The sequence below is a fragment of the Glaciimonas sp. GG7 genome, assembly GCF_052976905.1.
Map to the genome: position 1 here is coordinate 20,738 of NZ_JBRIIQ010000046.1, position 11,399 is coordinate 32,136.

Sequence of the window (11,399 nt, forward strand, 5' to 3'; positions counted from 1 at the left end):
GCAGGATGAGGTTCCCCTGAAATTTAGTCTTCCATAGGTAACGTAAAATTATCGTTAAATTAGGAAGATAAAGATGAAAATACCAAGACAAGCGTTCACAGCAGAATTCAAGGAATTAGCTGTCAGACGAGTGAAGGATGGTCAAGTGATTACGGTTGCGGCGAAAGAACTGGGCCTGAGTCATCAGACGCTGCGCAACTGGGTCAAGGCAGCGGCAACTGGCAAGTTAACTGGTGCTGGTAGTAAAGTGATTACGCCAGAAGACATGGAGCTGTCTAAATTACGAGCAGAGAACGCGCGCCTCAAACGAGAGGTTGAAATATTAAAAAAAGCGACGGCGTACTTCGCCAGAGATGTTCTGCGAAGTACGCCTGGATTGCGAAACAAGATAGCGGTTTCGTTTTATCTGAAATGTGTGAATTGCTCAAGCCGGAACTCGAAAGCACTCGCAATTTCGCGGCCAGCCAGCCTCCCACAGAAAGACCTGCCGCTTTGAGTACCTACACTCAAGGTTTCGTGACGGCGACTTTTGATCATATACAACTTGAACAATGGCGGGAAGCGATCGAGACATTGGCTGATGCTCAGTCCGTTTTTGAGGGCTCTTCGTTCGATGCCTATAAAAGCTTGATCTATCGTTACATTATGGCTAGAGCTAACGATCCGTCGCTGGCTAATCAGCCCCTTGAACAACAAGCGTCGTATTACGCAACCAGCGACAAGGGACATTATGGTGCGTTGCTGCGCATGTGGCAGGGGCAAGATACGATCACAGAAATTTCGAAAATTATTGGTGCTATGCCTGGTGCAGAACAACAGGAAGCTTTCAGTGAGGCCTTGTACTACAACGGCGTATATACAAGGTTTATAAAAGGAGATGCTATTACGGCTAAGGGACTTCTGGAAACTCTTAATAGGGTAGCGCCCTATGGCAGCATCGAATGGATTTACGGAAAACGTGTGCTCCAGTAGCGGTGACTGTCAGGACAGAGCTGTTTTAGGTAGCAAGCACCACATCAGGCGAATGAAACGTATTGAGGTGGTGTAGCAATCGGTATGAGGTGTGTAGGCAGGTTCAGTTTAGGCGAAACCCCTGCCTGGCCTCATCCTATTGAGATATTCCCAAACAAATAATGAAAACGTCGTACCTGACCATAAAAAATAAACGTATAAATCGCGCTCTAATTTACTTAAATTCACGTTGATTAAAGAATCATCTGATATTGAGCGTGCAGGGTGATCACGATAATGGGGATGCATAGAATTTATGCGCCCTCCCGGAGATTGCATCAAAGGGTTACTCACTCACCTTCACAATCAATATGCTATTTAAAAAAACTATTTTTCTTACCTGTCTTGCGTTGGGTTCCGTTGCCGCTACATCACATGCTGCGGCATGGAGTACTTTTATTCCCGCCGAGTGCATCCCTGTCGATGGGAAAGAGCCTGTTTGGGCAGACCCCGAAACACAACAGCAGCCGTGGTATCAAGCCTGGCTAAAAACCACGACGACATTGTGCGTCAATCTAAAAAATGCGTTGTCCGACAATCAGAATCATCAAGCCTATACAGTCGATCAAATAGTCTGGCGCACTGATGGACGTTGGTTATTTCGAAGTGTCGATGGAAAATATGACCCTGCTGAGAAAGTTTTCGAACATGGACTGTTACCGTGGATGCCGAACGGCGGTAACCTCAAAATACGGCCTGGCTTGTCGTCAACTAATTCGGGTTTAACCAGTACGGCCTATGCGCCAGTATTAACGATGGGTATCGATGATTATTTATATATCCTTGATGTGACAGGGGGTGGCATCGCTGTAGAGGAATCAATCGGTGGAGTTCTCGGAACAGCAGAGGACGAAGTAGCGTTTCCCGGCGGTGTAAAAGCGGCACATATTAAAGGTATGCTGGTCAAAGAAAATGGTGGTATGGCTTATATAGCCAATCCCGGTTATGTTAATTACCAGATCGTGCCTGCGGGAAGTGTGGAATTGCTTGGCGCTTCTTCAGGCGTCGCTGGTGAGCACATTGTCATAGACGTTAATGGGCAATCCGATGATAGCGGTATCCATCGATTTTCTGACAAGGCTGTTAAGACGATTACTGCCATTGATCGACGTAATGGAAAGCCCCGTAACGTCACCTGGTGGGTTAATGGCTTGAAGAGAACCGATCCACATTTTGCTCCATGTCTGGAGTTGCCCGCCTCACTCCAGATTGACAGGCAGATCTTGCTGGTTGCGCACACGGGCGGTAATGCCGCTAACGCAGTAGAGATACCCTCCACGGATCTTGAGTGTGCACGCTTTAACGAACTCCCAATGAGAGACGGCAAGATGCTGCAAGAAAAAGTGATGAATGCTGTCGCACATCCCAAATCTGCGGGAGAAACATTCGGCGGTTGGCAGGCCACCAAACCGGTGCGATTAATGGCGAATTTTGTTTTAGGAATAGGGCAGGATGCGCAGGCCGTTGATTTACATGGACAAGTTGATTGGCTGGGGGCTCCCGGCATCCCGGGCGGTTTTGAGCAAGATATCTATATTCTCAGGGATCAGGAATTGAGAATTTCGTTTCTGGCAGGGAAAAATTTTTTCCCGCGCTGCGCCAGTGATAGTCACCAGTCGCCTTTCTTTAAAGGTGACCAGACATTTAAAGTGCAACTTATCAATGAACTCAATCGGGTCGTGCTGGAGAAGGCAGTGAACCTCGGTGTTGCAACGGAGCTACGCAGTACCGGCTACATGAATCCAGAGTGGCAAAAAGAAAGTATCAGGTACTACAACAACGAAAGATATGAAGATTTTAAGCTACGTTTTATTTCTACCAGTGAAGAAGGCAAAGCCTGCGGTGCGATGATCACGAATGTTGAGGCATGGCACGAGGATTAATGTAGCCGAGCATTTTCGTATTGTATTTGTTAAGTAAAAAAAGCCTGCAACTTTATCAGTTGCAGGCTTTTAATTTTTTGCATGACGTTGCTTTAACTGATTCTCTGTTCCGTCACAGGATCAAACAACACCGCCTTCGATAAATCAAAAGCAAGTTGCATTTGCTCTTGCGGTTTTGCCGCTGCGCGTGGATGCGTGCGGCAAGTGATGCGGGCGTCGTTGAAGCGGGTAAAGACGAGTGTGTCCGGGCCGGTCGGTTCGGTCAGTTCGATGGTGCATGATACTTCGCTCGGGCGATAGTTAGCGTGCGAACCGGCGGACTCGGAATCACGCGCACTGAGGGCGTCGGTGATGTGTTCCGGGCGTATGCCCAGAATGATCTCGCGGCCGATCCAGCGGGCGATTCCTGGCGTATCGGTATGCGTCGGAGGCAGGGGAACCAAGGTGTTTTGTCCACCATGTTCGAGGTTGAATGCTGCGCCGCCATTGGGACCGTGGGGTACTAGTTTCCCGCGCAAAAAGTTCATCGACGGCGAGCCGATAAAGCCTGCGACAAACAGGTTTTGCGGGTTGTCGTAGATTTCTTGCGGACTGCCGAATTGTTGGACTACGCCATCTTTCATGACAGCAATTTTGTCGCCCAAGGTCATCGCTTCGATCTGATCGTGCGTGACGTAGACGATGGTGCTGCCCAGACGTTGATGCATGAGTTTGATCTCTGCGCGCATTTCTACACGGAGTTTGGCGTCGAGGTTAGAGAGCGGCTCGTCAAACAAAAACAGCGACGGATCGCGTGCAATGGCACGGCCCATGGCGACCCGTTGGCGCTGACCGCCGGAGAGCAACGCAGGCTTGCGATCGAGTAAATGGGTGATTTGTAGTGTTTGGGCGACGCGTTCGACAATTTTTTTCTGTTCGACTTTGGGTACTTTACGAATGCCGAGGCCGAACGAAATATTTTCACGCACGGTCATGGTCGGATACAGCGCATAGGATTGGAACACCATGGCGATATCGCGTGCTTTTGGCGGAATGTCATTGACGACGCGGTCACCGATCATGATCTCGCCTTCGGAGACCGTTTCCAGACCAGCGATCATGTTGAGCAGGGTCGATTTTCCGCAGCCGGAGCCGCCGACTAAAATCAGGAATTGACCGTCTTCGATTTCAAGGTCGATCCCTTTGAGAACTTCATTACCATTTGGATACACTTTGCGCACATTGCGAATTGATAAGCTAGCCATCTACATCATCTCCTGATCGATCTTTGCAGCCGAAACTGGTTCCGGCTGCGACAAATAATGGGGTGAGTCCCCGAGTAGTTTTGTGTTGCTTAGCCCTTGACGGCCCCGGCAGTTAATCCACGGACAAAATATTTCCCCGCCAGCAAATACACGACTAACGTCGGCAATGCGGCGATGATCGCAGCGGCCATGTTGACGTTGTATTCGGTGACACCGGTGGAAGTGTTGACCAGATTGTTGAGCGCGACCGTGACCGGTTTTGCGTCGGATCCTCCAAACACCACACCGAACAGGAAGTCATTCCAGATTTGGGTGAATTGCCAGATAAAGCAGACCATGAAAATCGGCAGCGATAACGGGAAAATGATTTTGCGATAGGTCATGAAGAAACCTGCGCCATCAATCCGTGCCGCCTTGACCAATTCCTCTGGCACGGTGACGTAGTAATTACGGAAAAATAAGGTCGTAAATGCGATACCGTACACAATGTGAACAAACACCAGACCCGGCGTGGTATTGGCCAGATTGACCATCCCCAGCAGACGCGCCATCGGCAGAATCACGACTTGGAATGGGATAAAACATCCCACCATCAAGGCCGTAAACACAATCTCTGAACCACGGAAGCGCCAATGGGCCAGCACGTAGCCATTGAGTGAGCCGACCAGGGTAGAAATGAGAACCGCCGGAATCGCCATTCTGAGTGAGTTCCAAAAAAACGGCGCGAGACCGTTGCAATCGACGCCAGTACAAGCTTGACTCCAGGCTTTAAGCCAGGCTGCGCTAGTAGGAGAATGCGGCAACGATAGCAAATTGCCGGAGCGTATTTCATCGAGCGTTTTCACTGACGTACTGAGCATCACATACAGGGGTGCCAGGTAATAGAGTGCGACAAATACCAGCAAAACATAGATGGCGACGCGGCCAACGGTCAGCTTGCTGCCGTCGAGATGGACGGTGCTGCCATTACTGTGATTAGCGGCCATTGCGCGCTCCTTTAGTTTCCAGATACATCAGCGGTACCAGCACTGCCATGACGGTCGCTAGCATCATCATGGCCGACGCCGCGCCCAAGCCAAGCTGTCCACGCGAGAATGAATATTGATACATGAAAATGGCGGGCAGGTCAGAAGAGTTACCAGGACCGCCAGCAGTCAATGCCATCACCAGATCGAAACTTTTGATCGCAATGTGGGCTAATACCAGCAATACGCTGAAGAACACCGGACGTAAGGCCGGGATCACAATCCGACGATAAATCGTCGGCAGACTCGCGCCATCGACTTGTGCGGCCTTGATAACACTGTCGTCAATGCCGCGTAGGCCAGCCAGAAACAGCGCCATGACAAAACCTGAAGATTGCCAGACACCGGCAATGACGACGGTATAAATCGAGAAGTCGGAGTTGACCAGCCAGTCAAAGGTGAAATGGGTAAAGCCCCAATCGTGCATCATTTTTTCGAGACCGAGACCGGGATTCAAAATCCATTTCCAGGCCGCACCGGTGACGATAAAAGACAGCGCCATTGGATACAAATAAATGGCGCGCAATGCGCCTTCTGCACGAATTTTTTGATCCAGCAAAATTGCCATGAACAGACCAATCGCCAGACAGAAAAAAATAAACAGGCCACCGAAGATGCCCAGATTGGCAGCGGAGGTCCACCAGCGGTCCAGACCGAAAAGGTCAGCGTATTGATGAAATCCAACCAGCTCATAATTGGGCATCATGCGTGAATTAGTCAGCGAAATCCATCCTGTGAGGGCAATGAATCCATAGACGAACACGAGCGAAATAATGATGGTCGGCGATAAGACCAGGCGCGGTAGCCAGTTATCGGCGAAGGTTGCGAAGCGTCCCCGAGGGGCCAGATTTTTTGAGGGTTTTGCTGCGCTCCCGGAGGATGCAGTTGAATAGGGGAGGGTTTGATCGGACATACAAGTCTCCTGATGCAGGATCATCGCCAGGTCATTGATGCTGGCACGCCAACACGCAAACCGGGCGGATGACAGCGCGAGAAGGTGACCCGCGCTGACATCCGGTTCTTAATTTACATACTTATTTACATCACTTTGATTCGCTGACTTATGTTGTCGGCTTGATGGCGAGCTTATGTATATGTAACGCTTGATAGTGTTTAAGTAAGTCCGCACAACTGTTTAACCATCGTTGCCAGTTGAGCTGTCTTACTGAGCAGAGTCCAAATAATTAAATTATTTGGTTTTAGCCGCTTTTGCCAAAGCCTGCGCTGCCGCTTGCGAGGTCATGTTCGAATTCATGAACTTGGAAATGACATCCAGCATTGCACCCTGGACCGCGGAACTGACGGCCATGCCGTGGGCCATACTTGGCTCCAATGTATTGGCTTTGCTGGCCGCTGCCATGTCATCCATCGATTCAATCGCGCAGGTATCAAACTTACCGCGTGGGATATCCGGACGTACTGGGATGGAACCCTTGTTCAGGTTGAAAACTTCCTGAAATGCCGGGCTCATGATTGCCGTTGCCAACAACAACTGGTCTTTTTGTTCTTCCGGATCTTTTACCTTGAACATAGCGATTGAATCGATGTTGTAGGTATATGAACCGGCAGTACCAGGAGCCGGTACGCACAAGTAATCTTTGCCTGGTTGTTTGCCAGCAGCCGTGAATTCGCCCTTGGCCCAGTCACCCATGAACTGCATACCGGCTTTGCCATTGATGACCATTGCTGTAGCCAGATTCCAGTCGCGCCCCGGGGAATTTTTGTCGATGTAGGTTTTGATTTTACCGAGAGTGTCAAAGGTCTTGATCATAGTCGGCCCGGTGAGTGTAGCCTGATCGAGCTTCACCAGCGCCTTGTCATAGAATGCCGCGCCACCGACACCTAATGCGGTCGTTTCAAAAACGGTCGCATCTTGCCAAGGCTGACCACCGTGGGCGATGGCGATTAGGCCCGCTTTTTGGATTTTGTCAGCGGCGTCAAAGAATTCAGGCCAGGTGGTTGGCGTTTTTGCGCCAGCTTTTTTCAATACTTCCGGGTTGATCCAGAGCCAGTTGACGCGATGCACGTTGACCGGTGCGGCAACATAATGGCCTTTATATTTCATCGTGTTAGAGACGACTTTTGGCAACAACGTGTCCCATTTGCCAGCGGTGGCAGCGGCGTCAATGTTTGCCAGCACGCCTTCCTGGCCCCATTCCTGAATAGAAGGGCCTTTGATCTGTGCCGCAGTCGGAGGGCTACCAGCGATGACGCGTGCTTTTAGCGCGGTCGTTGCATTTTCACCAGCACCGCCAGCGACGGCGAAGTCTTTCCAGGTCACGCCTTGCGCTTCCATGATTTTTTTCAGTTCGGCTACTGATTTGGCTTCGCCACCGGAAGTCCAGTAATGCAGCACTTCAACTTGCGCGGCCATGACCGCTGTTGATGCTGATAGAAGTGCGGTTGCTGTGACTGTTGTGACCAATGTGGATTTGATGAGTTGCTGCAGTTTCATGTTTGTCTCCTGTATTAAGAACGCTAAATAAGGTGTTTTATTTTCAATCGATGCCTGCTGTTTGCTCGATTGCTTGATGTTCAGACGGCTTACCTACTCACTACCGGTGCGTTGACTGCGCCGTTTCCTGCAAAACCTGGATTTGTATTTTTTAGATACAAATATTGCTTAGTTGTTACTGAGGTACTATCAATAATTCTTCTAGTAAAACTACATGAAAAATTGATTTAATCCGATAATATCCGCAAATCAGGCTTTCGCCGCTTGTAATTGTAGTAATGCTACATTAATATTGCAATATAAGTTTTTTATTTATTACAAAATAATGATGCCAACTCAACCTCCCTTTATCTTTACCTTGTTCGGTGCGACCGGCGATTTGGCGATGCGGAAGATTCTTCCGGCGCTGTTTGTCGCGCATCGAGAGGCAAAGCTGCACGACAATGGTCGCATCATTTGCGTCTCAAAGCAGGGTTTTAGTCGGGATGAATATCTGGACTGGGTGAGCCAACATGCGGCCCAGTTTGTGAAGGGTGACGCGCCAGTTAATCCGGAAGACGCTATATGGCAAAGTTTTTTAGCGCGCATCGACTATCTGGCGCTCGATTTGGTGGAGCCGACCGGCTATCAGCGCTTAGCAGAGTTGCTTGTCGATAGCAAAGTCGGGCTGGTGTTTTATCTGGCGACATCGCCACTGTTGTTTGAACGTATTTGTGCCAATTTGTCCACAAGTACCATCGACTTGTCGCAAGCGCGCGTGGTGTTAGAGAAGCCGCTGGGACATGATTTGCGTTCTTCGCATGCGATTAACGATGCGGTGGCGCGGGTATTTTCTGAAGATCAGATTTATCGCATCGATCATTATCTGGGTAAAGAGTCGGTCCAGAATTTGCTGGCCTTGCGCTTTGCCAACAGTCTGTTTGAGCCGCTCTGGCGGCGTGAATCGATTGCGCATGTGCAGCTTACGATTGCGGAACAATTGGGCGTTGAAGGACGTGGCGAGTTTTACGATGGCACCGGCGCTTTGCGCGACATGGTGCAGAATCATTTGCTGCAATTGTTGTGCATGGTCGCCATGGAGCCGCCGATTTCGTTCGACGCCAACGCTGTTCGGGATGAAAAAGTCCGGGTATTGCGCGCCTTGAAACCTTTTACCGCGGAAGACCTGGAGCTGCGGGCCGTGCGCGGTCAATATGTATCAGGCGCGGTGAGCGGCCAGTCTGTACCGGGATATCTGCACGAGCCGGGCATTCCTGCACAGTCGCAGACCGAAACGTTTGTCGCCTTGCACGCCGAGATTAATAACTGGCGCTGGGCTGGCGTGCCGTTTTTTCTGCGCACCGGCAAGCGTCTGGCGCAGCGCACGGCCGAAATTGTGATTACCTTTAAACCGATTCCGCATGCGATTTTGCCGATGCCCTCTGGCCCTGGCGGCGCGATGAGTAATCAGCTGGTCATTCGCCTGCAACCAGATGAGTCGATCCAATTGCATTGTCTGGCCAAACAACCGGGCGATGGCATGATCATGCAGCCGGTAGCGCTCGATCTTGCGTTCGATGAAGCTTTTCATCAACGGCGGGCTGAGGCTTACGAACGTCTTTTGCTGGACGCGATACGCGGTAATTTATCGCTGTTTGTGCGTCGCGATGAGCAAGAGGCGGCATGGAAATGGGTAGAGCCGCTGTTGCATCATTGGCAAACCAATGCTTCGCCACCGAAGCCGTATATGGCTGGTAGTTGGGGGCCGACCGCCTCGTTTGCCATGATGGCGCGGGCCGGCGCGCAGTGGCCTGAGGATCGTTAGTATCCTGATCAGTTGTATGCCTGATCAGGTGTCATCTTTATTTCTAATAATGAACTGTTTTAAGTGAAATTATGTCCTCATCTCCGATCGAAAATGCTACTGCAGCCTCAGCCGATGGTTACCTGGATGGACCGCGCCTGCTGGCCGATATTGGTGGCACTAACGCACGCTTTGCGCTCGAGCGTGGACCGGGTCAGATCGATGCGATACAGACATTGCGCTGCGCCGATTATGCCGAATTCGCGTTAGCTGTTGAGGCGTATCTGGCCAATAGCGAACATCCGCAAATACATCACGCCGCCATCGCCATTGCCAATCCTGTACATGGCGATGAAATCAAAATGACCAATTATTCCTGGGCATTTTCGATTGAAGCGATGCGTCGCCGTCTCAATCTGGACACTTTGCTGATCGTCAATGATTTCACTGCGTTATCGATGGCGTTGCCGCATTTGGAGCCGGCGCATTGTGTACAAGTAGGCGGCGGAAAACCGCTCGCTGGTGGCGTGGTCGGTCTGGTCGGCGCCGGAACCGGATTAGGCGTCGGTGGGTTGATTCCCTCCGAAGGCCGTTGGATTGCGTTGGGGAGCGAGGGCGGTCACGTCAGATTTGCACCGGGTGATGCACGCGAGGCCGCAGTGCTGGCGTATTGCTGGCGTACTTATTCGCACGTTTCTGCTGAGCGTCTGGTGTCCGGCCCAGGTATCGAAATGACTTATCAGGCCTTGGCCGATATGCATGGCGTTGCCAATCCTGAACCGTTGCAGACTGCGCAAATTGTTGAGCGTGCATTGAATGGCAACGATCCACTCTGCGCCGAAGTGCTGGAATGTTTTTGCGCCATGTTAGGTACAGTCGCCGCCGATGTCGCAGTGACGCTGGGTACTTTGGGCGGGATTTATATCGGCGGCGGTGTAGTACCGCGTCTGGGTGAATATTTTGCCAGTTCGCCGTTTCGCCACCGGTTTGAAAGTAAAGGCCGATTCGCCTCCTACATGGCGAAGATTCCTACTTATGTCATCACCGCGCCGTATCCTGCTTTCGTCGGCGTAGCGGCGATTTTGTCCGAGCATTTGGGCGGTGGTAATGCGGTGCCGATTCTGGAAAGAATCCGCAAGGCGCGCGCACAGTTTTCTCCTGCCGAACAAAAAGTCGCCAGTTTGATTCTGGCCCATCCGCGTGCGGTGATGAGCGAGCCGATTTCTGAAATCGCCCGCCGTGCAGAAGTCAGTCAGCCGACCGTGATTCGTTTTTGTCGGACGATGGGATGTCAGGGTCTTGCCGATTTCAAATTAAAACTGGCCTCCGGGGTGACCGGGACCGTGCCGGTCACCCACAGTCAGGTGCATGTCGGCGATTCGCCACTCGATGTCGGAGTCAAGGTGGTCGATAACACCATTTCGGCAATGATGGAGGTGCGCGACAATCTCAATGCCGATACGCTCTCAAAGGTGATCGCTCTTCTGGGGCAGGCAACACGCGTGGAGTTTTATGGCTTTGGCAGTTGCGGTCTGGTGGCCGAAGACGCGCAGCAGAAATTCTTCCGTTTGGGGATTCCGTCATCGGCCTACACCGATCCGCAATTACAGGAGATTTCTGCCTCGTTACTGAAAACGACCGACGTTGCAGTGATTATTTCAAACTCCGGTCGTTTGCGTCACTTAGCGCATGCAGTCGAGGTGGCCGTGAATTCGGGCGCGACGATTATTGCGCTCGCACCCAGTAATTCACAATTGGCGAAACGTGCCGATTACACTCTGGCGGTCGAGCATGACGAAGGCAGCAACATGCATATTCCGATGGTCTCGCGGATTTTGTTGTTGTTGTTAATCGATATATTGGCGGTGGGTGTATCGATGAATCGTTCAAGCCCGTTTGCCGAGCTGCAGCGTCAGGCAAAACGCGGTATTTTGGCACATATCGCGTCCATTCCGGGTGACGATACCAACGATAAAATTGCGGCTAAAGAGGGTGGGC

Annotated in this window: 9 protein-coding genes; 5 read left to right on the plus strand and 4 right to left on the minus strand. The window is 51.1% G+C overall.

The window, feature by feature from the left end; translation table 11 throughout:
• Positions 1–73 precede the first annotated feature (73 nt).
• The 3 genes from ACVBEF_RS12220 (at position 74) to ACVBEF_RS12230 (ending at position 2,894) form a co-directional block, all read left to right on the plus strand.
• Positions 74–496 (plus strand): transposase, encoded by a 423-nt coding sequence (locus ACVBEF_RS12220; RefSeq protein WP_447124219.1) that lies wholly within the window; start codon positions 74–76, stop codon positions 494–496.
• Positions 493–972, plus strand: a complete 480-nt coding sequence (locus ACVBEF_RS12225; protein ID WP_447124220.1) for a hypothetical protein — start codon at positions 493–495, stop codon at positions 970–972. Before ACVBEF_RS12220 ends, ACVBEF_RS12225 begins: the two co-directional genes overlap by 4 nt.
• A gap of 350 nt (positions 973–1,322) precedes the next feature.
• The gene (locus ACVBEF_RS12230; protein WP_447124221.1) at positions 1,323–2,894 is read left to right on the plus strand and encodes a scabin-related ADP-ribosyltransferase; all 1,572 of its coding nucleotides are present in this window, start codon (positions 1,323–1,325) and stop codon (positions 2,892–2,894) included.
• Between the two features lie 92 nt (positions 2,895–2,986).
• Here ACVBEF_RS12230 and ACVBEF_RS12235 read toward each other — a convergent pair whose 3' ends face one another.
• The 4 genes from ACVBEF_RS12235 to ACVBEF_RS12250 all read right to left on the minus strand — a co-directional run bounded on the left by ACVBEF_RS12235 (position 2,987) and on the right by ACVBEF_RS12250 (position 7,618).
• Positions 2,987–4,138: an ABC transporter ATP-binding protein gene (locus ACVBEF_RS12235; RefSeq protein WP_447124222.1), complete on the minus strand. Its 1,152-nt coding sequence runs from the start codon at positions 4,136–4,138 to the stop codon at positions 2,987–2,989.
• Between the two features lie 89 nt (positions 4,139–4,227).
• Positions 4,228–5,124 (minus strand): carbohydrate ABC transporter permease, encoded by an 897-nt coding sequence (locus tag ACVBEF_RS12240; protein WP_447124223.1) that lies wholly within the window; start codon positions 5,122–5,124, stop codon positions 4,228–4,230.
• Positions 5,114–6,076 (minus strand): carbohydrate ABC transporter permease, encoded by a 963-nt coding sequence (locus tag ACVBEF_RS12245; protein WP_447124224.1) that lies wholly within the window; start codon positions 6,074–6,076, stop codon positions 5,114–5,116. Before ACVBEF_RS12245 ends, ACVBEF_RS12240 begins: the two co-directional genes overlap by 11 nt.
• 276 nt (positions 6,077–6,352) lie before the next feature.
• Positions 6,353–7,618 (minus strand): ABC transporter substrate-binding protein, encoded by a 1,266-nt coding sequence (locus ACVBEF_RS12250; protein WP_447124225.1) that lies wholly within the window; start codon positions 7,616–7,618, stop codon positions 6,353–6,355.
• Positions 7,619–7,946: 328 nt separating this feature from the next.
• Here ACVBEF_RS12250 and zwf point away from each other — a divergent pair, with 328 nt between their 5' ends.
• Both zwf and ACVBEF_RS12260 read left to right on the plus strand, forming a co-directional pair.
• Positions 7,947–9,422 (plus strand): glucose-6-phosphate dehydrogenase, encoded by a 1,476-nt coding sequence (zwf, locus tag ACVBEF_RS12255; protein ID WP_447124226.1) that lies wholly within the window; start codon positions 7,947–7,949, stop codon positions 9,420–9,422.
• A 71-nt stretch (positions 9,423–9,493) separates the two neighbouring features.
• Positions 9,494–11,399 (plus strand): glucokinase (locus ACVBEF_RS12260; RefSeq protein ID WP_447124227.1); only part of this gene is annotated, 1,906 nt, incomplete at its 3' end.

Coding starts and splice junctions, on each gene's coding strand:
- ACVBEF_RS12240 (WP_447124223.1), bottom strand. CDS start 5,124: ATGGCCGCTAATCACAGTAATGGCAGCACCGTCCATCTCGACGGCAGC.
- ACVBEF_RS12235 (WP_447124222.1), bottom strand. CDS start 4,138: ATGGCTAGCTTATCAATTCGCAATGTGCGCAAAGTGTATCCAAATGGT.
- ACVBEF_RS12250 (WP_447124225.1), bottom strand. CDS start 7,618: ATGAAACTGCAGCAACTCATCAAATCCACATTGGTCACAACAGTCACA.
- zwf (WP_447124226.1), top strand. CDS start 7,947: ATGCCAACTCAACCTCCCTTTATCTTTACCTTGTTCGGTGCGACCGGC.
- ACVBEF_RS12230 (WP_447124221.1), top strand. CDS start 1,323: ATGCTATTTAAAAAAACTATTTTTCTTACCTGTCTTGCGTTGGGTTCC.
- ACVBEF_RS12220 (WP_447124219.1), top strand. CDS start 74: ATGAAAATACCAAGACAAGCGTTCACAGCAGAATTCAAGGAATTAGCT.
- ACVBEF_RS12245 (WP_447124224.1), bottom strand. CDS start 6,076: ATGTCCGATCAAACCCTCCCCTATTCAACTGCATCCTCCGGGAGCGCA.